22 protein-coding genes are annotated in these 21,648 nt (G+C 68.8%); 15 read left to right on the forward strand and 7 right to left on the reverse strand.

All coding sequences use genetic code 11. The features are described 5' to 3' along the window. Window positions 1–15: 15 nt before the first annotated feature. From eno to KGA65_RS14260, 4 genes are read left to right on the forward strand one after another with little or no spacing between them, the layout of a single operon-like run. Window positions 16–1,299 carry a phosphopyruvate hydratase gene (eno, locus tag KGA65_RS14245; protein ID WP_225863781.1) on the forward strand — a complete coding sequence of 428 codons (1,284 nt, stop codon included), beginning with the start codon at window positions 16–18 and terminating at the stop codon, window positions 1,297–1,299. Between the two features lie 50 nt (window positions 1,300–1,349). Beyond that, entirely contained in the window at window positions 1,350–1,631 is a 282-nt protein-coding gene (gene ftsB, locus KGA65_RS14250; RefSeq protein ID WP_225863782.1) for a cell division protein FtsB, read from the forward strand. 35 nt (window positions 1,632–1,666) lie between these two features. Continuing rightward, on the forward strand, window positions 1,667–2,302 hold the full coding sequence (pnuC, locus tag KGA65_RS14255) for a nicotinamide riboside transporter PnuC (RefSeq protein ID WP_225863783.1): 636 nt from the start codon (window positions 1,667–1,669) through the stop codon (window positions 2,300–2,302). Then, a complete protein-coding gene (locus KGA65_RS14260; RefSeq protein ID WP_225863784.1) occupies window positions 2,295–2,981 on the forward strand; it encodes an AAA family ATPase in 687 nt (228 codons plus the stop codon). The genes pnuC and KGA65_RS14260 overlap by 8 nt, the downstream gene beginning before the upstream one ends. A 9-nt stretch (window positions 2,982–2,990) precedes the next feature. Here KGA65_RS14260 and hslO read toward each other — a convergent pair whose 3' ends face one another. Further along, entirely contained in the window at window positions 2,991–3,947 is a 957-nt protein-coding gene (gene hslO / locus KGA65_RS14265) for an Hsp33 family molecular chaperone HslO (protein ID WP_225863785.1), read from the reverse strand. A gap of 34 nt (window positions 3,948–3,981) precedes the next feature. On the opposite strand from hslO, the gene KGA65_RS14270 reads away from it, so the two are divergent. The 3 genes from KGA65_RS14270 to KGA65_RS14280 all read left to right on the forward strand — a co-directional run bounded on the left by KGA65_RS14270 (window position 3,982) and on the right by KGA65_RS14280 (window position 6,539). Then, entirely contained in the window at window positions 3,982–4,794 is an 813-nt protein-coding gene (locus tag KGA65_RS14270; RefSeq protein ID WP_225863786.1) for a ferritin-like domain-containing protein, read from the forward strand. Window positions 4,795–4,898: 104 nt separating this feature from the next. Beyond that, window positions 4,899–5,759 carry a basic amino acid ABC transporter substrate-binding protein gene (locus KGA65_RS14275; protein ID WP_225863787.1) on the forward strand — a complete coding sequence of 287 codons (861 nt, stop codon included), beginning with the start codon at window positions 4,899–4,901 and terminating at the stop codon, window positions 5,757–5,759. Window positions 5,760–5,786: 27 nt separating this feature from the next. Beyond that, a complete protein-coding gene (locus tag KGA65_RS14280) occupies window positions 5,787–6,539 on the forward strand; it encodes an amino acid ABC transporter permease (RefSeq protein WP_225863788.1) in 753 nt (250 codons plus the stop codon). Window positions 6,540–6,608: 69 nt separating this feature from the next. Here KGA65_RS14280 and KGA65_RS14285 read toward each other — a convergent pair whose 3' ends face one another. Continuing rightward, window positions 6,609–7,208, reverse strand: a complete 600-nt coding sequence (locus KGA65_RS14285; protein WP_225863789.1) for a MarC family protein — start codon at window positions 7,206–7,208, stop codon at window positions 6,609–6,611. Between the two features lie 249 nt (window positions 7,209–7,457). Between KGA65_RS14285 and KGA65_RS14290 the strand changes: the two genes are divergently transcribed. Next, complete coding sequence (locus tag KGA65_RS14290; RefSeq protein ID WP_225863790.1) at window positions 7,458–8,459, forward strand: porin; 1,002 nt, start codon at window positions 7,458–7,460, stop codon at window positions 8,457–8,459. A 55-nt stretch (window positions 8,460–8,514) separates the two neighbouring features. Here KGA65_RS14290 and xerD read toward each other — a convergent pair whose 3' ends face one another. After that, the gene (gene xerD, locus KGA65_RS14295; RefSeq protein ID WP_225863791.1) at window positions 8,515–9,456 is read right to left on the reverse strand and encodes a site-specific tyrosine recombinase XerD; all 942 of its coding nucleotides are present in this window, start codon (window positions 9,454–9,456) and stop codon (window positions 8,515–8,517) included. A 99-nt stretch (window positions 9,457–9,555) separates the two neighbouring features. Here xerD and KGA65_RS14300 point away from each other — a divergent pair, with 99 nt between their 5' ends. Continuing rightward, entirely contained in the window at window positions 9,556–10,458 is a 903-nt protein-coding gene (locus tag KGA65_RS14300) for an AEC family transporter (RefSeq protein ID WP_225863792.1), read from the forward strand. 7 nt (window positions 10,459–10,465) lie between these two features. Here KGA65_RS14300 and queG read toward each other — a convergent pair whose 3' ends face one another. Further along, on the reverse strand, window positions 10,466–11,551 hold the full coding sequence (queG, locus tag KGA65_RS14305) for a tRNA epoxyqueuosine(34) reductase QueG (RefSeq protein WP_225863793.1): 1,086 nt from the start codon (window positions 11,549–11,551) through the stop codon (window positions 10,466–10,468). On the opposite strand from queG, the gene tsaE reads away from it, so the two are divergent. Both tsaE and KGA65_RS14315 read left to right on the forward strand, forming a co-directional pair. Then, a complete protein-coding gene (gene tsaE, locus KGA65_RS14310; RefSeq protein ID WP_225864112.1) occupies window positions 11,552–12,028 on the forward strand; it encodes a tRNA (adenosine(37)-N6)-threonylcarbamoyltransferase complex ATPase subunit type 1 TsaE in 477 nt (158 codons plus the stop codon). Further along, complete coding sequence (locus KGA65_RS14315) at window positions 12,025–13,395, forward strand: N-acetylmuramoyl-L-alanine amidase (RefSeq protein WP_225863794.1); 1,371 nt, start codon at window positions 12,025–12,027, stop codon at window positions 13,393–13,395. Before tsaE ends, KGA65_RS14315 begins: the two co-directional genes overlap by 4 nt. Here the strand turns inward: KGA65_RS14315 and pabB are convergent. Both pabB and KGA65_RS14325 read right to left on the reverse strand, forming a co-directional pair. Next, a complete protein-coding gene (gene pabB / locus KGA65_RS14320) occupies window positions 13,386–15,230 on the reverse strand; it encodes an aminodeoxychorismate synthase component I (RefSeq protein WP_225863795.1) in 1,845 nt (614 codons plus the stop codon). The genes KGA65_RS14315 and pabB overlap by 10 nt on opposite strands. Next, window positions 15,230–15,877, reverse strand: coding sequence for a DedA family protein (locus KGA65_RS14325; RefSeq protein ID WP_225863796.1), 648 nt, complete (start codon window positions 15,875–15,877; stop codon window positions 15,230–15,232). Before KGA65_RS14325 ends, pabB begins: the two co-directional genes overlap by 1 nt. Before the next feature lie 50 nt (window positions 15,878–15,927). Between KGA65_RS14325 and mutL the strand changes: the two genes are divergently transcribed. Genes mutL through KGA65_RS14345 form a run of 4 tightly spaced genes read left to right on the forward strand, consistent with a single transcriptional unit; the run spans window position 15,928 to window position 20,816 of the window. Then, window positions 15,928–17,841 carry a DNA mismatch repair endonuclease MutL gene (gene mutL, locus KGA65_RS14330; protein ID WP_225863797.1) on the forward strand — a complete coding sequence of 638 codons (1,914 nt, stop codon included), beginning with the start codon at window positions 15,928–15,930 and terminating at the stop codon, window positions 17,839–17,841. Window positions 17,842–17,872: 31 nt separating this feature from the next. Continuing rightward, window positions 17,873–19,027: a pseudouridine synthase gene (locus KGA65_RS21180; RefSeq protein ID WP_375142641.1), complete on the forward strand. Its 1,155-nt coding sequence runs from the start codon at window positions 17,873–17,875 to the stop codon at window positions 19,025–19,027. Further along, the gene (gene miaA, locus KGA65_RS14340; RefSeq protein WP_225863798.1) at window positions 19,014–20,000 is read left to right on the forward strand and encodes a tRNA (adenosine(37)-N6)-dimethylallyltransferase MiaA; all 987 of its coding nucleotides are present in this window, start codon (window positions 19,014–19,016) and stop codon (window positions 19,998–20,000) included. Before KGA65_RS21180 ends, miaA begins: the two co-directional genes overlap by 14 nt. Before the next feature lie 42 nt (window positions 20,001–20,042). Next, window positions 20,043–20,816, forward strand: coding sequence for an oxygen-binding di-iron domain-containing protein (locus tag KGA65_RS14345; protein ID WP_225863799.1), 774 nt, complete (start codon window positions 20,043–20,045; stop codon window positions 20,814–20,816). A gap of 18 nt (window positions 20,817–20,834) precedes the next feature. Here KGA65_RS14345 and KGA65_RS14350 read toward each other — a convergent pair whose 3' ends face one another. Beyond that, window positions 20,835–21,644 carry a GGDEF domain-containing protein gene (locus tag KGA65_RS14350; protein WP_225863800.1) on the reverse strand — a complete coding sequence of 270 codons (810 nt, stop codon included), beginning with the start codon at window positions 21,642–21,644 and terminating at the stop codon, window positions 20,835–20,837. Between the last annotated feature and the right edge of the window lie 4 nt (window positions 21,645–21,648).

Consider the following 21,648-nt stretch of genomic DNA (forward strand, 5'->3'; position numbering starts at 1 on the left):
ATCCTTGGAGTGAAGATGAGCGCCATCGTTGACATCGTCGGCCGCGAAGTGCTGGACAGCCGCGGCAACCCCACCGTCGAATGCGACGTGCTGCTGGAAAGCGGCACCATGGGCCGCGCGGCCGTGCCCTCGGGCGCGTCCACCGGCTCGCGTGAAGCGATCGAACTGCGTGACGGCGACAAGAGCCGCTACCTGGGCAAGGGCGTGCTGAAAGCCGTCAACAACATCAACACCGAGATCAGCGAAGCCGTGCTGGGTCTGGACGCCTCCGAGCAGGCCTTCCTGGACAAGACCCTGATCGACCTGGACGGCACCGAGAACAAGAGCCGCCTGGGCGCCAACGCCATGCTGGCCGTCTCGATGGCGGTGGCCCGCGCCGCCGCCGAGGAATCCGGCCTGCCCCTGTACCGCTACTTCGGCGGCATGGGCGGCGTGCAGCTGCCGGTGCCGATGATGAACGTCATCAACGGCGGCGCCCATGCCAACAACACCCTGGACATCCAGGAATTCATGATCATCCCGGTGGGCGCCCCCAGCTTCCGCGAAGCCATCCGCTACGGCGCCGAGGTGTTCCACGCCCTGAAGAAGCTGATCGACAGCAAGGGCATGAGCACCGCGGTGGGCGACGAGGGCGGCTTCGCCCCCAGCGTGGCCAGCCACGAGGCCGCCATCCAGCTGATCCTGGAAGCCATCGAGAACGCCGGCTACACCGCCGGCAGCCAGATCGCCATCGGCCTGGACTGCGCCTCCAGCGAGTTCTACAAGGACGGCAAGTACCAGCTGGCCGGTGAAGGCCTGACGCTGACCGCCGCCGAATGGACCGACATCCTGGCCACCTGGGTCGACAAGTACCCGATCATCTCGATCGAAGACGGCATGGCCGAAGGCGACTGGGAAGGCTGGAAGCACCTGACCGAGCGCCTGGGCCAGAAGGTGCAACTGGTGGGTGACGACCTGTTCGTGACCAACACCAAGATCCTGAAGGAAGGCATCGACAAGGGCATCGCCAACTCGATCCTCATCAAGATCAACCAGATCGGCACCCTGACCGAGACCTTCGCCGCCATCGAAATGGCCAAGCGCGCCGGCTACACCGCCGTGATCAGCCACCGCTCGGGCGAAACCGAGGACTCCACCATCGCCGACATCGCGGTGGGCTTGAACGCCGGCCAGATCAAGACCGGCTCGATGAGCCGCAGTGACCGCATGGCCAAGTACAACCAGCTGCTGCGCATCGAGGAAGACCTGGGCGACGTGGCGGTGTACCCGGGCCGCAGCGCCTTCTACAACCTGCGCTGACGGCCGCCTGCCGCAGCCTTGTCTCCTGTTGGCTGCGGCATACTCCCGCCATGCGCGCCCTGCCCATCATCCTGGCAGCCCTGCTGCTGATCGTGCAGGCCGAACTCTGGTTCGGCCGCGGCGGGGTTTCGCATGTGATGGAACTCCAGCGGGAGGTGGTGGCCCAGCGGTCCGCCAATGACCAGGCCCGGGCCCGCAACGACCGCCTGCAGGCGGAGGTCACCGACCTGCGCGAAGGCCTGGAAATGGTCGAGGAAAAGGCCCGGCTGGAGCTGGGCATGATCCGCCCCGACGAGATGCTGGTCGTGGTGTCCCCGGCCCCCTCGCACTGAACGCTCGCCCCCTGCCTGGGCCAGGCCCTTTCCCGATGGACGCACTGACCCACCTTGCCGGCCTGTGGCTGCTGCCCGCCTTCACGCTCTGGGGCAGCCCCATCACCTGGACCGAGGTGCTGGCCTGCGTCCTTTCGCTGTGGATGGTGGGTTGCAACATGCGGGTGCATCCGCTGGGCTGGCCGCTCGCCATCGTCAGCTCGCTGCTGTACGCCGCGCTCTTCCTACATTACCGGCTCTATGGCGAGGCCAGCCTGCAGCTGGTCTTCGTCGCCCTGGCGGGCTGGGGCTGGTGGGAGTGGTTGCGCGGCCATGGCGAGGACGGCGGGCGACTGACCGTGCACCGACTGACCCAGGCCCAGCGTCAACGCGCCCTGCTGCTCACCCTCTGCACCTGGCCGCTGCTCGGCTGGCTGCTGCACCGCGTGACGGACAGCGACGTGCCTTATCTGGACGCCCTGCCCACCGTGGGCAGCATCACCGGCCAGATCCTGCTCGGCCGCAAGCTGATTGAGAACTGGCCGGTCTGGATCGCCGTCAACGTGACCAGCGTCGGCCTGTTTGCATACAAGGGGCTTTGGCTCACCGTCCTGCTCTACGCCCTGTTTGCCGGCCTGGCCGCCTGGGGCTGGCAGCGCTGGCGCGCCCTGGAGGGCCGGGTGCATGGCTGACACCGGCCGCATCGTGGCCATCGTCGGTGCCGAAAGCACCGGCAAGAGCACCTTGGCCCAGGCGCTGGCCACCACCTTGCCTGGACTGACCGGCTGGCGCTGCGCCTGGGTCCCCGAGGTGCTGCGTGAGTGGTCCGAGGCGGCTGGCCGCACCCCCCGGGTGGAGGAGCAGGCCGAGATTGCCACCGAGCAGGCCCGCCGCATCGAGGCCGCCGCCCGGACCCACGACCTGGTGCTGGCCGACACCACCCCGTTGATGACGGCGGTCTACCACCACCAGGTCTTTGGTGAGACCTCGCTGGATGCAATGGCACTGGCCTGGCAGCGCCGCCACTGCGAGACCACGCTGCTGACCGCCCTGGACCTGCCCTGGCAGGCCGATGGGCTGCAACGCGACGGCCCGCAGGTGCGGGCCCCGGTGGATGCCCGCTTGCGGCAATTGCTGGTGTCGGCAGACCTGCCCTTCGCGGTCGTCAGTGGACAAGGCCAGCGCCGAACGGAAGCCGCCCTGGATGCCCTGACCCTGCTCTGGCGAGCCTCATTCGCCAAGCGCCAGCCCTGGTCCACAGGCTTGTTCAGCCGGCTGGCGGCGCGGGAGACCGAACAGCCGGCCTGGCGCGGGACCTGCACCGACTGCGACCAGCCGGACTGCGAGCACCGCGCCTTCCAGCGCCGCTGATGCGGCGCCTCAATGCACCGCGTCCGAACCCGGCGGCTGGTTCTGCCCGGGGGTGAAGAGCTCGCCCACATCCACCGCATCGAAGTGGTACTGCCGTCCGCAGAAGTCGCAGCCGACCTCCACGTCGCCGCGTTCGGCGAGGATGCTCTCCACCTCTTCCTGCCCCAGGCCCGCCAACATGTTGCGCACGCGCTCGCTGGAACAACTGCAGGCGAAGTGCGGGGCCAGCGGCTCGAAGCGCTGCAGCGGCTCCTCCCAGAACAGGCGGTGCAGGATGGTGTCCGCGTCCAGGGTCAGCAACTCGTCGGCGGTCAGCGTGCCCGCCAGATGGGCAATGCGGTTGAAGGCCTCGGACAGGCCGATCTCGTCCTCGTTGCGGCGACCGGCCAGGTTGCCCTCACCCTCCACCGGCAGGCGCTGGATCAGCAGGCCGGCCGCCACCTCGTCGTTGGCGGCCAGCACCAGCCGGGTGTCCAGCTGCTCGGACTGCAGCATGTAGTGCTCCAGCACCTGCGAGAGTTGCTGCAGCGGTTCACGCTGGTCACCGTGCAGCGGCACCACACCCTGGTAGGGCTGTTGACCAGGCAGGCGGTCCTGCGGGTCCAGGGTGATCGCGCAGCGGCCCTGTCCATGGACATTGAGCATCGCCTCCAGCTGGGCATCGACGGGCACCTCGCCCACCACCTTGGCGGTCGCGCGAAAGCCCAGGTCCGAGCGGGATTCGGCCACCGCCAGCTTCACCGGACCGTCGCCAAAGACCTGCAGGATCAGGGCGCCGTTGAACTTGATGTTGGCCTGCATCAGCGTGGAGGCTGCCGCCATCTCGCCCAGCAGCGCGCGCACGGGCGCCGGAAAGGCGCCAGCCTCCTCGCGCCGGGCCAGGACTTCGCGCCAACTGTCGGTCAGACGCACCAGCATGCCGCGCACCGGCAGGCCTTCGAACAGAAATTTGTGGAGTTCGCTCATGAAGCAGGAAATCGGGTGATCGATAATTTTACGAATGGAACTGCGCATGGAAGCGCTCAAGGTCTTGTGCGAACCGGACCCGACGCGCAAGGCTGAACAGGCACGCACCCTCTATCTGGCGCCGCCACCGGTGGATCCGCAACCGGAACTCCACCCGACGACAGCCCTGCCGGGCCGGCCGACCGCCCCCCGGCTGGTGCCAGCCGATCAGGTGCCGGGCCGTTCGCCCTTCACGCGGGAAGGCCGTGCGGCACTGCTGCATGCCATCTGCCACATCGAGTTCAACGCCATCAACCTGGCCCTGGATGCGATCTGGCGCTTCCCCGGCCTGCCCGAGTCCTTCTACCGCGACTGGCTGCAGGTCGCCGGCGAGGAAGCCCTGCATTTCACCCTGCTGCGCAGTCACCTGCGCACGCTGGGGCACGACTATGGCGACTACGAGGCCCACGATGGCCTCTGGCAGATGGCCGAACGCACCCGGGCCGATGTGCTGGCGCGGATGGCCCTGGTGCCCCGCACGCTGGAAGCCCGCGGCCTGGACGCCACGCCACCGATCCAGGCCAAGCTGCGCAAGGCGGGCGATCTGGACGCCGTGCGCATCCTCGACATCATCCTGCGCGACGAAATCGGTCATGTGGCCATCGGCAACCGCTGGTACCGCTGGCTGTGTGAACGCCAGGGCGAGGATCCCGTGGCACTCTACCCAGCGCTCGTCGCCCGCTATGAAGCGCCCCGCCTGCGCCGCCCCTTCAACCTGGCGGCGCGCCAGGCGGCTGGCTTCAGTGAGGCCGAATTGGCTTGGCTGGAGCAGGCCGACCTCCCCCTGATGGTGCAAAAAGCACCTTGACAGTGCGGGAACCTCCCACCCTGCCGTGGCGTGGAATTTGCACCCTTGCGCCGTACACTGCGCGGTATTTCACCGCTTCATCTGGTTTCAACCCGAGGAAATCCATGTCTCAACTGAGCACCCGTCAATTTCTGAAGCTGGCCGGCACCCTGGCCGCCGGCCTTGTCCTGGCCGCCTGCAGCAAGCAGGAACCCGCCGCTCCGGTCGAGGCCGCTTCCGCGCCCGCCTCCGAGCCCGCGCCGGTCAAGGTCTACACCGTGGGCACCGACGCCGCTTACGCGCCGTTTGAGTACCAGAACGAGAAGGGTGAAATCGTCGGCTTCTCGGTGGACCTGCTGAATGCGGTGGCCGAGAAGGGTGGCTTCCAGGTGAAGTTCATCAACACCCCGTGGGAAGGCATCTTCAACGCGCTGACCCAGGGCGACCGCGACCTGCTGATCTCGTCGATCACCATCACCGACGAGCGCAAGCAGACGATGGACTTCTCCGACCCGTACTTCGACGCCATCCAGCTGATCGCTGTGAAAGCCAATTCCAAGGTCGCCAAGTTCGACGACCTGAAGAAGCTGAAGGTCGGCGTCCAGACCGGCACCACCGGTGATGAAGTCGTGACCAAGCTGCAGGGCAAGACCTCGACGCTGATCAAGCGCTTCGAATCCACCCCGCTGGCCCTGAAGGAACTGGAAGCGGGCGGCGTGGATGCCGTGGTGGCCGACAACGGCGTGGTGATCCACTACGTGGCCAACAACCCGGATGCCAAGTTCAAGACCGTGGCCGACACCAAGTCCTTCGCGCCGGAGCAATACGGCATCGCCGTCAAGAAGGGCAACGCCGAGCTGCTGGCGCTGATCAACAAGGGTCTGGCCGCCGTGAAGGCCGATGGCAGCTACGCCGCCATCTACAAGAAGACCTTCGGCACCGAGCCGGAAGGCGCGGCTGCACCGGCTTCCGCCGCCTCGAACTGATCGGTCGCTGCACAGAGAGAACATCCCGTGGATTTGCGTTGGGACATCCTGGCGGGTTACGGCCCGCTGTTTCTGGACGGTCTGTGGACCACCATCGAGATCACCCTGGTGGCCATCAGCTGCGGCCTGGCCTTGGGGGTCTTGCTGGGATTGATCAACACATCACGGGATGCCCCTCAGCCCAAATCGCTGGGGCTGTGCTGGCTGATGAAGTTCGTGCGGGGCGCGGCCACGGCCTACATCACCTTCTTCCGCGGCACGCCGCTGTTCGTGCAGATCCTGCTGGTGCACTTCGCGGTGATGCCGGCCTTGATCCAGCCGGACCACGGCCTGCTGCTGTCGGGCGAGGCCGCACGCCAGTTCCGGCAGGATCACGGCGCCTTCTTCTCGGGCGCGGTGGCGCTGAGCCTGAATGCGGGCGCCTACATCTCGGAGATCTTCCGAGCCGGCATCCAGAGCATCCACCAGGGCCAAACCCAGGCTGCCTGGAGCCTGGGCCTGACCCACTCGCAGGCGATGCGCCATGTCATCCTGCCGCAGGCCTTTCGCCGCATGGTGCCGGCCCTGGTCAACGAAGGCATTGCGCTGATCAAGGACTCCTCCCTGGTGTCGGCCATCGGTCTGACCGAGCTGGCCTTGGCCGCCCGGACGGTGGCGGGCGCCTATTCCCGTTACTGGGAGCCGTACCTGGCCATCTCGGCCCTGTACCTGATGCTGACCTTGCTGCTGTCGGTCGCGGCCAAGAAACTGGAAGCACCCAGCTACCTGCGCGGTCGTTGACCGGGGTTTCCCACCTGGCAGAGAAACGCGCCCCAAGGGGCGCGTTTTGTTTTGGGGCCAGCCGGCCCCTCAAGACGGATCGAAGAAGTAGCGCTTCAAGCCCGCCAACACCATCTCGGTCGCGATCGCCGTCAACACCAACCCCATCAGCTTCTCGATCGCGTTCACCATCTGGGTGCCGATCCAGCGGCGGATGTGCTCGGCCAGCAGCATCACCGCACCGCACACCAGCATCGCCAGCGTCAGTGCGCCCACCCATTCCATGACCCGCTCCGGCTGTCGGGACGCCAACAGCAACACCGTGACCATGGCCGAAGGGCCGGCCAGCAAGGGGACGGCCAAGGGGAAGATCAAAGGCTCCTTGGCCTCATCTGATGCATAGATGTCGCCGCCGGTCGCGAAGATCATCCGAATGGCAATGATCATCAGGATCACCCCCCCCGCCACCTCCAGCGAGCGCTCGGACAGGTGCATCACGCGCAGAAACCCCTCCCCCATGAACATGAACGCCAGCAGCACCCCGAAGGCGATCAGGACCTCCCGGATCGCCACGCGCGTGCGACGCTCAGGGGCCACCCCCTTGAACACGGAGATGAAAATGGGCAAGCTGCCGAAGGGGTCGAGCACCAACAGCAGCAGCACGAACGCGGAAACAAAGGTGTGGTCCATGACGCCATTCTCGCCCGGCCGCCCGTCCCGCCTGTCACTCTGCTGCGCCGACGGCAAGTTGCGCCCACGCAACAAAAAGGACGCCCGCCAGGGCGAAAGCCTTTGGCGCATGGGGCAAACCCGCGGCCGGCGGCTAAACTTCATTTCACAGTGCTGTCATACGGCACTTCCGAGTTTCGGCGTCCTGCGCTGCGTAGCACAAGCACAGACGTGAGACTCCTTTGTTTCACTGACCAAGGGTCCTTCAACATGAAGAAATCTCTCGTCCTGACCGCGATCGCGGCCACCCTGGCGGCTCCGGCCTTTGCCCAAAGCTCCGTGACCATCTACGGTCGCCTGAACCTGTCGGTCGAAAGCACCAAGGTTGACGGCGCCGGCAAGCGCGACTGGCAAGAAGTCGACAACTCGTCGCGCATCGGCTTCGCCGGTGAAGAAGATCTGGGCGGCGGCAACAAGGCCATCTTCAAGATCGAACACGGCTTTGACGCTTCCACCGGCACCGCCGGCAGCCGTTTCTGGGGCCGTGAGTCGACCGTGGGTCTGGCCACCCGCTACGGTACCGTGAAGCTGGGCAACCTCGACAACAACGAGGCCTACCACGCCACCGCCGACTATGTGTCCTGGATCAACCACGACACCGGCACCACCTCCGACTTCCTGTATGGCGGCGGTCTGAACTCCAACCTGAACTACTGGAACAGCCTGCAGAACGCCGTGTCGTACAACACGCCGGACATCTACGGCTTCGTGGGTTGGGTGCAAACGGCTGAAGCCTACGGCGGCGAAAAGAGCAAGCCTCTGGCTGTGGCCGGTTACTACGACCGTGGTCCCCTGCACCTGGGCTTCGGCTTCGACAAGCATGGCGATGCCAAGTCGACCGCCATCCGTGCCAACTACGACCTGGGCGCCTTCGCCGTGGGTGGTTACTTCAACGTCGTGCGCGACGCCACCCTGTCTGACGGCACCGTCAGCGTGACCGGCGTGAAGTACAACACCTGGCGTCTGGTGGGTTCCTACACCCTGGGTGCCAACGAGTTCCACCTGAACTACGGTGGCACGAACGACGTCAAGGCTGACGCTGGCCTGTCTGCCAAGAAGGCTTGGCAAGTGACCGGTGGCTACAACTACAACCTGAGCAAGCGCACCAAGGTCTACGCCTTCGCCACCAAGATGAAGGACGAAGACGGCGTGTTCTCGCCCAAGGGTGGCACGTTCAACACCTTCGGCGCTGGTATCCGCCACAACTTCTGATGATCGGCCTTCGGGCCTTTCTCGAAGTACAAAACCGGCCTTCGGGCCGGTTTTTTTATGCCCGCGGATGATGACGTGCGTGCAAGGCCTTCAGGCGTTCGCGGGCCACGTGGGTGTAGATCGTCGTCGTCGAGATGTCGGCATGGCCGAGCAGCATCTGCACCACCCGCAGGTCGGCCCCATGGTTGAGCAGGTGGGTGGCAAAGGCGTGCCGCAGCGTGTGCGGTGAGAGCGGTACGTTCACCCCGGCCTGGGCCGCATAGCGTTTGACGAGCGTCCAGAACATCTGCCGGGTCATGCCGGCGCCGCGTGCCGTGACGAACAGCGTCGCGCTCTGCTGCGCTTTCAGGATCGCGCCGCGCGCGTCCGCCAGGTATCGCCGCAGCCAGCCTTCCGCCTCGGCCCCAAAGGGCACCAGCCGTTCCTTGCGGCCCTTGCCGGTCACCCGCAATACCCCTTCGGCCAGCCCCACCTCCACGGACGCCAGGTTGACCAGTTCGGACACCCGCAGCCCGCTGGCGTACATCAGCTCCAGCATGCAGCGGTCCCGCAGCCCCAGCGGCGTACCCACGTCGGGGGCGGCCAGTAGCGCCTCGACCTGGGCTTCGGTGAGCGTCTTGGGTAGCCGCATGGGCTGGCGGGCCGCCTGCAGCTGCAGGGTCGGGTCCGCCGCCAGATGGTGCTCCCGCACCGCCCAGCGGTAGAAGCGCCGGAACACCGCCAGCCGCCGATTGGCGGTGGTGCTGCGCGTGGCAGCATGCCGCTCGGCGGCGTAGGCCAGCAGATCCTCCAGCCCCACACCGGTCAGCCCCCCTCGACGGTGTTCAGCCAGCCAGCGGGCCAGGGCACTCAGGTCGCGCCGGTAGGCAGACAAGGTGTTGGCCGACAGGCCGTCCTCGATCCACAACGCTGAACAAAAGGTGTCGATCAGGGCCGCGTCGCCTGGGGCCAGGGATGGGGTCGATGAAGGGAGGGAGACGGAGAGCTTGGACGACATGCGGAAACCATAACGACGGGACGCGGGCACCTGCCGCCAGCACGGCCCTGCCCGCAGAGGACGGCAAGGCCATGGGCTTGCTGGCACACTCGGCATGCCATGAACCAAGTGTTGCTGTTGCTGCCCGACTTTCTCCTCATTCTGCTGGGTTGGGCGCTGTGCCGCTACACCGTGCTGGATCGCCCGGTCTGGGACGGCGTCGAGAAGCTGGTCTACCACCTGCTGTTTCCGGTGCTGCTGTTCGTGGCCATCCTGCGCCAGCCCTTGCAGCCCGGTGCGCTGATGACCCTGGCCGGCTGCGGGCTGACCGTGGTCGCCGTCGGCATCGCCCTCTCCTATGCCTTGGGCCATTGGCCCGGCGTGGACCCACGCACCCATGCCTCCGGGGCCCAGACAGCGTTCCGCTTCAACTCCTATGTGGCCCTGGCCCTGGCGGAACGGCTGGGCGGTGTGCAATCGGTGGCCTGGATCGCCCTGCTGATCGCGCTGTGCGTGCCGGTGTGCAACGTCGCGGCCGTCTGGCCGCTGGCCCGGCATGCCGGCCAGAACTTTCTGAAGGAGTTGGCCCGCAACCCGCTGATCGTCGGCACGGTGGCGGGCCTGCTGGCCAATCTGCTGGGCCTGCGGCTGCCCAGTCTGTTGGACATCACGCTGACCCGCATCGGGGGCGCCGCCCTGCCGCTCGGGTTGATGGCGGTGGGCGCCGGTCTGCGCATGGGTGCCCTGCGGGACGCGCCCGGCCTGGCCGCCGCGCTGCTGGGCATCCGGCATGTGGTGCTGCCGCTGGTCGCCATCGTGCTGGTGCAGGTCGTCGGCCTGCCGCCGGCGCAGCAGACGGTGGTGGTGGCCTTCGCCGCGCTGCCCACGGCCTCCAGCGCCTACGTGCTGGCGGTGCGCATGGGTGGCCACGGCAGCTATGTGGCCGGGCTGATCAGCGTGTCCACGGTGATCGGCATGGCCGGCTTGCCGCTGGCCCTCTCCGCGCTGGACGCGGTGCGCTGAGCGTCGCTCAGCCCTGGGCCAACGCCCAGTCGATGTGCTCGGCCACCAGGGGGGTGGCCGCAGCGCGGGCCTGGGTCAGCGCGCCCCGCAACGCAGGACTTTCGGCATCCCCTCGGGCCAGGGCATTGCCCGAGGCCACCGCCAGATTGCGCTGCCAGCGCTCGAAACCAATGCGCCGGATCGGACTGCCCTCGGTGCGGGACAGGAAGCCAGCCTCGTCCCAGGCCCACAGGGCCAGCAGCGACGGCGCCACCCAGTCTGAGCGCGGCACGAAATCCGGCAGGGGGCTGCGCCGGGCGAACTTGTTCCAGGGACAGGCCAGTTGGCAGTCGTCGCAGCCGTAGAGGCGGTTGCCGATCGCTGCCCGCAGTGGCTCGGGAATCGGCCCGGCATGCTCGATCGTCAGATAGGAGATGCAGCGCCGTGCGTCCAGCCGGTAAGGCGCGACGATGGCCCCGGTCGGACAGACGGTGATGCAGGCCTGGCAACGGCCGCAATGCCCCTCCACCGGCGGCGTGCAGGCCAGTGGGGCATCGACGTAGATCTCCCCCAGGAAGAACAGCGAACCACCTTCGCGCGACAGCGTCAGCGTGTGCTTGCCGCGCCAGCCCAGACCGCTGCGCTGGGCCAGTTCCACCTCCAGCACCGGCGCCGAATCACAGAACACCCGGTGGCCGAGCGGCCCCAGCAGCGCGGCCAGCTGGTCGGCCAGCCGTTGCAGGCGGGCCCGCAGCACCTTGTGATAGTCCCGCCCGCGGGCATACAGCGAGACCTGGCCTTGCATCGGCTGGGCCAGGCGCTGCCATTCCAGCGCCTGCCAGCCTTCGGGGGTTCCTCGCGGCAGATAGTCCATGCGGGCCGTGATGACCCGCACCGTGCCCGGCACCAGCTCCGCCGGACGGGCCCGTTTGAGGCCATGACGGGCCATGTAGTCCATCTGGCCATGGAACCCGGCCTGCAACCAGGCGATCAAACCCGCTTCGGCCGCTGACAGATCGACATCGGCCACGCCAATCTGGGAAAATCCCAATGCCTGTGCCATGTCCTGCAATGTCTGCGTGAGGTCGACCTCGCCTGTGACGCTTTGAGTCATCTGCCGATTCTAGAAACCCGCCGCCTGCACTGGCCCAATGAAGAGGCCTGTGGGGCTTTTGCGACCTCGCTGGCCGCACACCCGGGCATCGCCGACGCCTGCATCGAGCTGGACGGCCCGCTGGGCGCCGGCAAGACCACGCTGGTGCGGCACCTGCTGCGTGCGCTGGGGGTGCAGGGGCGCATCAAGAGCCCAACCTATGCCGTGGTCGAACCCTACGAGGTTCCGCACGGCGGCCAGCCGCTGGCGATCTCGCATTTCGATTTCTACCGCTTCAGCGATCCACGCGAGTGGGAAGATGCCGGCTTTCGCGACATCTTTGCCCGTCCGGGGCTGAAACTGTGCGAATGGGCCCAGAACGCGGGGCCCGAGCGTCCGAAGGCCGATCTGAGACTGGAGATCCTTCCCCAGCCCGACGACAGCCGGGAGGTGCTCGCTCATGCCATGAGCCCGCGCGGAAAGGAGTTGCTCGCATGAAACGACGTGATGTCCTGACCCATGCCCGCCGCCTCGGTCAAGCGGTGCTGTTGCTGGGGCCGGCCCAACTGGTCTGGGGCGCCAGCATCGTCTCAGTGCGGGTCTGGCCTTCGGCGGAATACACCCGGCTGACCATCGAGTCGGACCAGCCCCTGTCGGCCCACCACTTCGTCGCCGACGACCCACAGCGCTTGGTCGTGGACATCGACGGGCTGGAGCTGAGCCCGGCCTTGCGCGACCTGGTGGGCAAGGTCAAGCCGGACGACCCCTTCATCGCCGGCGTGCGGGTGGGCCAGAACCAGCCGCGGGTGGTGCGTCTGGTGATCGACCTGAAGCAGGCCGTGAAGCCCCAGCAATTTGCGCTGACGCCGGTGGCCGCCTACCAGAACCGGCTGGTCTTCGACCTCTACCCCACCCAGGCCCCCGACCCGCTGCTGTCCCTGGTCAACGACAAGCTGCAGGCCGAACGCCAGGCAGCCCGCAGCGTAGACGATGCCCTGGGCGAGTTCATGAACCGGGTGGATCGGCCGCTGGCCGCCACCGAGGCCACCCAGCCCAGCAAGGAGCCGCTGGTGGCCAAGCCCAAGCCCAAGCCGGGCCTCACCCCGGCGCCGGCCCCGGCCCCCAGGCCAACCCTGGCCCAGCGCGACCGCATCAACCGCCTGATCGTGGTGGCCATCGACCCGGGCCACGGCGGTGAGGATCCGGGCGCCATCGGCCCGTCGGGCCTGCGCGAGAAGGACGTGGTGCTGCAGATCGCCACCCAGCTGCGCGACCGGCTCAACGAGCGGCCCAACATGCGCGCCATGCTGACCCGCGATGCCGACTTCTTCGTGCCGCTGCAGGAGCGCGTGGCCAAGGCCCGCCGCGTGCAGGCCGATCTGTTCGTGTCGGTGCATGCCGACGCCTTCTTCACGCCCGAGGCACGTGGCGCCAGCGTGTTTGCACTGAGCGACCACGGCGCCAGCAGCGCCGCCGCCCGCTGGATGGCCCAGCGCGAGAACGCGGCCGACGTGGTGGGCGGCGTGAATGCCGCCACCAAGGATGCCCAGGTGCTGCGCGCGCTGCTGGACATGAGCACCACCGCCCAGATCAAGGACAGCCTGCGGGTGGGCAAGGAAGTGCTCTCGCGCATTGGCAACGTGGGCAAGCTGCACAAGGGCGAGGTGGAACAGGCCGGCTTCGCGGTGCTGAAGGCGCCCGACATCCCGTCCATCCTGGTCGAGACGGCCTTCATCTCGAACCCGGAAGAGGAGCGCAAGCTCAAGGACGCCGACTACCAGCTGCAGCTGGTGCAGGCGCTCTACACCGGCATCGACCGTTACTTCGCGAAGAACCCGCCGCTGGCGCGCAACCGTCAGGTCTGAGGTGGCAGCAACTGCGCGGCCAGCACGCCGCGCAGCGCATTGCAGACACGCCATTCGCGCACGGCGCCCAATTCATCGCGGTGGATGGAACGCTCCCGCAGCGCCCAGGCGGGATCGGCCAGCAATTGGGCGCGCATGACGCCCGGCAGCAGGCCATCGGCCACCGGCGGTGTGACCCAGCCGGCGTCCAGCCGCAGCAGGATGTTGCTGCGCCCGCCCTCCAGCAGCCAGCCGTCCGTGCTGAACAGCAACGCATCGAAGGCCCCCTGGGCCTCAGCCTCGGCCACCAGGCCGTCGTAGAGCGCCCGGTCGGTGGTCTTCAGGCCAGCCAGCGCCCGCCCCCGGGGCACCGTGGTCTGCCCCCAGGCCAGACGCACCGGCCCCGGCGGCAGCGGCGCCAAGGGTGCATGGCGAACGCGCAAGGTCCCATCGGCGGCCAGATCCAGCCGCACCCGGTGCGGCCCCGGGCCGGGCAGCTGCTGCGCCACGCGCTGCAGTGTCTCGACCGCCTGCGCGGGGGCGAACGGAAACCCCAACCGGGCGGCACTGCGGGCCAGACGGTCCAGATGGACCGCCAACAGCGGGTAGTCCCCCTGCTCCAGTCGCAGGGTCTCGAACAGCCCCAGCCCCGGATCCAGGGCGGTCAGAAAACGGGCCTTCAACGCGCACTCGGCCCGCTCCTGGGCCGCGTCGCTGTCCAGCACGATGCCGGCCCCCACCCCCAGCACCAGCGACCGGGTATCGACCTCGGCCGGCCCCAGCGTCAGGGTCCGGATCGCCACCGACAGGGTCGCCTGGCCCAGGCCCTCCCCGGCCTCGATCCAGCCGATGGCGCCACAGTACAGGCCGCGCGGCGAGGCCTCCAGGCGCTGGATGTGCTGCATCGTCCGGTACTTGGGCGCCCCGGTGATGGACCCGCAGGGAAAGGTGGCGCGCCACAGCGCGGGCCAGTCCACCTCCGGCCGCAGCCGGGCCTCGATGGTCGAGGTCATCTGCCACACCGTGGGGTAGGGCTCGACATCGAACAGGGCCGGCACGCGCACCGACCCGGTCTCGGCCAGCCGACCCAGGTCATTGCGCAGCAGGTCCACGATCATCAGGTTCTCGGCCCGGTTCTTCACGTCCTGGCGCAAGGCCTGGGCCTGGCGGGCATCCTCCTGCGGGTCGAGCGCCCGCGCGGCCGTGCCCTTCATCGGCCGCGCCGTGACCTGCCGGCCTGCCACCTGCAGGAACAGCTCGGGTGACAGCGACAGCACCCAGCGGTCCTCGGGCAGCGCCAGCAAGGCGCCGTAAGCCACCGGTTGGCGCGCCCGCAGCCGGCGGTACAGGGCCCAGGGCGAGCCATGCGCGCGCCCGTGCAATCGGTAGGTGTAATTGACCTGGTACGTCTCACCCGCGCGGATGGCGGCATGGATGGCGTCGATGGCGGCCGTGAATCGGGCCGCTTCGACCTCGGGAGCCAGGTCCAAGGGCCCAGCCACGCCCGGCGTGGCCTGCCCTTCCTGCGCCGCCAGCCAGGCCTGGACCTGCTCCGCATCCAACCGGTCCAGGCGTCGGAACATGCACACCCGCAAGCGCCCCGGCACCAGGGGCGCCAGGCCTTGCAAGGCCACACCCCATTCATAGTCCGCCAGCACCACCGCGTGCAGGCCGGCCTGCAAATCACGGGTCACCCGGGCCCAGCAAGCGGTCAGGTCGTCAGGGCCGGTGCTTTCGTGCACGGCCACCAGGTCGGTGCACAGCCGGCTGCGCCCCGGTCCGGACGACAAGGCATCGTCCAACAGCGCAAAGGGCTGCCCGGCCTCCACCTGCGGGCAGCGGGTGCCCGCCGCCATCAAGCCGTCGCCGTGCCGCGGCGCGCCCGCCAGGCGCCGACCACGGCCAGCGCCGAGGGCACGAGCACCAGCGCCCAGATGATCTTCTCGAGGTTGGCCTTGACCCAGGCGATGTTGCCGAACCAGTAGCCCGCCAGCATCACCCCCACCACCCACAAGGCACCGCCGGCCAGGTTGTAGGCGGTGAAGCGCACCCGAGACATCGCCGCCACCCCGGCCACGAAGGGGGCAAAGGTGCGGATGAACGGCATGAAGCGCGCCAGCACGATGGTCAGGCCGCCGTAGCGGTCGTAGAAGCCGTGCGCCTGCTCGAAGGCGGCCTTGTTGAAGAAGCGCGAGTTCTCCCACTGGAACACGCGCGGCCCCAGGCGCCGGCCGATGCTGTAGTTGAGCTGGTCCCCCAGCACCGCAGCGGCCAGCAGCACGCCCATCGACAGCGGCAGGTGCATCAGGTCCGCTCCGGCCAGCGCGCCGACCACGAACAACAGGGAGTCACCTGGCAGAAAGGGCATCACCACCAGGCCAGTCTCGACGAAGACGATCAGAAACAGCAGCGCATACACCCACACGCCGTACTGGGCGACGAACTGGGCCAGGTACTGGTCCACGTGCAGGATGAAATCGATCAGGGTCGCAATCAGGTCCATGGGACGTGATTATCGGCGCCGCGGGCGGCCGGGCTCCCTACAATCCCGGGATGAATTCGCCCGCCACCGAGCCGCTGCGCCGGCCCATCCGAGAACTGCCCGATGAACTGGTCAGCCAGATCGCGGCGGGCGAGGTGGTGGAACGCCCCGCCTCGGTGGTGCGCGAGCTGGTGGACAACGCGCTGGACGCCGGCGCCGACCAGGTGACCGTGCGGCTGGTGGCCGGCGGCATCCGCGCCATCGTGGTGGAAGACGACGGCTGCGGCATCCCGCCCGAGGAGCTGCCGCTGGCGCTCAAACGCCATGCCACCAGCAAGATCGGCTCGCTGGCCGAACTCGAAGGTGTGACCACGATGGGCTTTCGCGGCGAGGCCCTGGCCGCCATCGCTTCCGTCTCCGAGACGGCCATCGTCAGCCGCCCGGTCAGTGCCGCCCAGGCACGTCGGCTGGATGCCCGCAGCGGCGAACTGCAGCCCGCCGCCCGCGGCCAGGGCACCAGCATCGAGGTGCGCGAGCTGTTTTTCAGCACCCCGGCCCGGCGCAAGTTCCTGAAGTCCGAGGCGACCGAGCTGTCGCATGCGGTGGAGGCGGTGCGCCGCCACGCCTTGGCCCGGCCGGACGTGGGCTTTGCGGTCTGGCACGAAGGCAAGCTGGTGGAGCAATGGCGACGCGCCACCCATGAGCAGCGCATGGCCGATGTGCTGGGCGCGGATTTCGTCACACAGAGCCGGACGGTGGAGTTCCAGGCCGGGCCGATGCGCATCCTGGGCCGGGCCGGCCTGCCCGAAGCCGCCCGCAACCGCAGCGACCACCAGTACGTCTACGTCAACGGCCGCTTCGTGCGTGACAAGCTCATCACGCACGCCCTGCGCAGCGCCTACGAGGACGTGCTGCACGGCCAACGCCAGCCGGCCTATGTGCTGTTCATCGACATCGATCCGACCCGGGTGGATGTGAACGTGCACCCGACCAAGATCGAGGTGCGCTTTCGCGATTCCGGCGAGGTCTACAGTGCGGTGCGGCGGGCGGTGGAACGCACGCTGGCCCTGCCCGCCGGTGCCGCGCTGCCGCCGGTGGCGGGCGCTCTCACGCCCCCGCCGGCCGGCGACACGGCGCCGCCGCCTTCCAGTTCAGTTGCCCCGGCAACCCCACCTGCGACCGACAGCGCATCGGCCGCCTACCCGTCGGCGGGGCTGCCCTTCACGGCCCAGCAGCAGCGCCTGAGCCTGGCCGACCTCTCGCTGCTCTATGCCCGCGAGGAGCCCCGCACACCCTGGTCTCCAGCGGCCCCGGCCGCCCCGGTGGCGCCCCAGGCCAGCATGCCCCTGCCGGGGGATCCGCCGATGAACCGGGCCGCGGTGCTGGATGGCGACTGGCCCCTGGGCCGGGCCCTGGCCCAGGTCGCTGGCGTCTATGTGCTGGCGGAGAATGCCCACGGCCTGGTCGTGGTGGACATGCACGCCGCGCACGAGCGCATCGTCTACGAACGGCTCAAGAGCGAGGCCCGCGCCACCGGCATCGCCGCCCAGCCGCTGCTGATCCCGGCCAGCTTTGCCGCCACCGGGCTGGAGATCGCCACGGCCGAAGCGCGCCACGCCGACCTGCATGCGCTGGGCCTGGACCTGAGCCCGCTGGGCCCCAGCACGCTGGCCGTGCGCTCCCGCCCGGCCGCGCTGGCCGATGCCGATCCGGTCGAACTGGCCCGCTCGGTACTGAGCGAGCTGGCCGAACTGGCCGAAGCCGATGCGGGGCACCTGATCGAGCGGGCCCGTGACGACCTGCTGGCCACCATGGCCTGCCATGGCGCCGTGCGCGCCAACCGGCGCCTGACACTGGAAGAAATGAACGCCCTGCTGCGGCAGATGGAAGCCACCGAGCGTTCCGAACAATGCAACCACGGCCGCCCGACCTGGCGCCAGCTGACGATGAAGGAACTCGACGCCCTGTTCCTTCGGGGTCGCTGAGCACCGGCCGCCGGCCTCACCTCCTTTCGCCATGCGCTCCGACCGCAACATCCAACGCCCGCCCCGTCGCGCCACCCAGCCGCGCGACGCCGCCCCCACGCCAGCCCCGGCCCATCCCGGGGTGAAGATCAGCTACGCCGCGCCCTCCCAGGCGCCGACCGGACCGGCCTGGTCCGACCGGCCCCGCCGGGAAGAGCCGCCACGGCACGCCGACCGCCCCCCACGCCGTGACGAACCCCAGGGTGCCCGTGGCCACGGTGGCGCGCCGGCAGACCGGCCAGGCCAACGTCCGCCGCGCCCGGGCGAGCGCCCCCCACGCCCCGCCCCGCAGGGCCCGGCGGCCCGGCCTGCGCGGGGGTCCGCCCCCGCCGTGCGTCCCCCGGCGCCACCGCTGCCCGCGCCACCCCGCCCCCACACGCCCCCGCCCGCGCGCTTGGCCCCGGCCGATGCCGGCCTGCGCCTGTCCAAGCTGATGACCGAACGCGGCCTGGCCTCACGGCGAGAGGCCGACGAGTGGATCGAAGCCGGCTGGGTGAAGGTCAATGGTCAGATGGCCACGCTGGGCCAGCGGGTCACGCCGGAGGTGCAGATCGACATCGATCCGGCCGCCCACCAACAGCAGGCCCGGCGGGTGACCATCCTGCTGCACAAGCCCATCGGCTATGTCTCCGGCCAGGCCGAGGACGGCTACGAGCCGGCCAGCGTGCTGGTCACGCCAGAGCACCACTGGGCTGAAGACCCCTCGCGCAAGCCCTACCACCCGGGCCATGCCCGCGGTCTGGCGCCCGCCGGCCGGCTGGACATCGACTCCACCGGGCTGCTGGTGCTGACCCAGGACGGTCGCATCGCCAAGCACCTGATCGGCCACGAATCCGAGGTCGAGAAGGAATACCTGGTGCGGGTGCAGTACACCCGGCCCGGACAGCTGCCCGAAGCCGATCTCCAACTGCTGAACCACGGCCTGGAGCTCGATGGCGTGACGCTGCAGCCGGCCAAGGTCAGCTGGGCCAATGAAGACCAGCTGCGCTTCGTGCTGCGCGAAGGGCGCAAACGCCAGATCCGCCGCATGTGCGAACTGGTCGGCCTGAAGGTCGTGGGCCTGAAGCGGGTGCGCATCGGCAGCGTGGTGCTGGGCAAGCTGCCCGCCGGCCAGTGGCGCTACCTGCGCGACGATGAGCGCTTCTGAGGCCGCCTGGCCCCCCGGGGGGGTGCGCTGGCTGGGTCTGGCCGGGCCGACCGCCTCGGGCAAGACGGCTGCGGCGCTGGCCGTGGCTGCGCGCTGGCCGGTCGAGATCATCAGCGTCGACTCGGCCCTGGTCTACCGCGGCATGGACATCGGCACCGCCAAGCCCAGCGCCGAGGAGCAGGCCCGTGTGCCGCACCACCTGATCGACATCCTGGACCCGGCCGACCGCTATTCGGCCGCCCAGTTCGTGCGCGATGCCGAGCGGCTGATCGGCGAAATCCGGGCCCGCGGCCGCCTGCCGCTGCTGGTCGGCGGCACCATGCTGTACTTCAAGGCCCTGATCGAGGGGCTGGACACCTTGCCGCCGGCCGATCCCGCGCTGCGCGCCACCCTCGACGCCGAGGCGGCGGCGCGTGGCTGGCCCGCCCTGCACGCCGAACTGGCGGCGGTGGACCCGGGCACCGCCGCCCGGCTGGCGCCCCAGGACGCCCAGCGCATCCAGCGGGCCCTGGAGGTCTGGCGCCTGACGGGGCAGCCACTGTCCAGCTTCCACACCCGGCCCCGCAGCGAGGCCGCCGCCCCCTCGACCGCCCGGAGCGATCACGTGCTGCTGTCGCTGGAGCCGGTGGAGCGGCGCTGGCTGCATGAGCGCATCGCCCAGCGCTTTGCGCAGATGCTGGACCAGGGCCTGGTGGACGAGGTGCGCGCCCTGCGCGCGCGTGGCGACCTGCACCCGCAACTGCCTTCGATCCGCTGCGTGGGCTACCGCCAGGTCTGGGAGGCGCTGGACGCCGGCCTGTCCGGCCCGGCCCTGCACGCCCGGCTGATGGAGACCGGCGTGGCCGCCAGCCGGCAACTGGCCAAAAGGCAGATCACCTGGTTGCGCAGCATGGACCGCCAGGCCCTGCCCGCCGATGCCCCGGATGCCCTGTCCCGGGTGTTGCGTGCCCTCTCGGACCTGCTTGCGAATTAATCCAGATCAAGTCAAAGACCCTCATCGACTCTAGGATGGCGCATGCCTGTCACCCTCTATAACCAGCAAGGGCACGAGTGCCTGATGTTCACCGATCTGGCCGACGAACATGCCGGTGAGGCGGTTCAGTCCAACCAGTTCCTGATCATCGACGATGGGACGGGCGCCATCATCGACCCGGGTGGCAACCTGGCCTACAGCGAGCTGTATCTGACGATGACGCGGCACTTCTCGCCGCAGAAGCTCTCGGCCATCATCGCCTCGCACGCCGACCCGGACATCATCGCCTCGCTGGACCGCTGGACCACCACGGCCACCCAGGCCCAGATCTACGTGTCCAAGCTGTGGGAGCGCTTCATTCCCCACTTCTGCAAGCCGGGCAAGACGGCCGGCCGTGTGACCGGCATTCCCGACCCGGGCATGCGCATCCGCATCGGCCGCAACGACCTGATCGCCCTGCCGGCGCACTTCATGCACGCTGAGGGCAATTTCCAGTTCTACGACCCGGTCAGCAAGATCCTCTTCTCCGGCGATCTGGCGGTGTCGATGGTGGGCGGAGAGGTTGCCAAGACCCCGGTGCGCTCGCTGGCCACGGTGATGCCGGCGATGGAGGCCTTCCACCGCCGCTACATGGTCTCGAACAAGGTGCTGCGGCTGTGGGCCGACATGGTCAGCACGCTGGAGATCTCGATGATCGTGCCGCAACACGGTGCCCCGCTGGCCGGCCCGGCCGTGCAGGAATTCATCGCCTGGGTGCGGGACCTGAACTGCGGCATCGACCTGATCAGCGGCGCCAACTACCGGGTGCCGAACTGAAACGCTGAGACGCCCCGGTCAGCCCGGGGTGACCGACTTGGACGGGTCGCTTTGCCGAGGTTGGATCGGCGCGGCCCGCACGCAGTTGCGGCCCGCATCCTTGGCCGCGTGCAGGGCCGCTTCCACTTCCTGGATCAGCCCTTCCAGGGCCAGCTGGCCGGCGTGCACATGGGCCACCCCCACGCTGACCGTGACCACCAGATGGGCCTTGTCCCAGCGGAACGGCGTAGAGGCCACCTGCTGCCGGATGCGCTCGGCCGCATCCAGCGCCCCCAGCGGATCGGTGTGGGGCAGGAACACCGCCAGCACGGCACCGCCAAAGCGCGCCAGCACATCGGACTGGCGCAGCGTGGCGCTGACGCGCCGGGTCACTTCCAGCAGCACCGCATCACCGCAGCGCTGGCCCATCGTCTCGTTGATGCGGCGCAGGTAATCGATGTCAATCAACAGCATCGCACCGTCATCACCATAGCGGCGGCAGCGGGCCCAGTCGCGCTCGGCCAGACGCAGGAACTGGCGGCGGTTGCCCACCCCGGCCAGTTCGTCATCCAGGCTCAACAGCTCACGCTGCTCGCTGGACTGGGCCAGCGCCCGGGCCAGGTTCAGGGCGACATGCCCGGTCAGCAGAGCCGGCACGGCCGCCACCACCCCACCCAACACCGCCGCCGTCCAGGACACATGGTCCAGTGTCAGCAGCACGCCAGCCACAATGGCGCCGACCACCAAGGCCAAGCCCAGCTGGAAGCCCCGGGCCGAAGGCCAACCCAGGTGCTCCAGTGCCCGTGACAGACGAAGGGGCCAGTGGCCCGGGTGATTGCGCATACCCATCCGT

This window comes from Ideonella benzenivorans (genome assembly GCF_020387415.1).
Lineage (GTDB): Bacteria > Pseudomonadota > Gammaproteobacteria > Burkholderiales > Burkholderiaceae_C > Ideonella > Ideonella benzenivorans.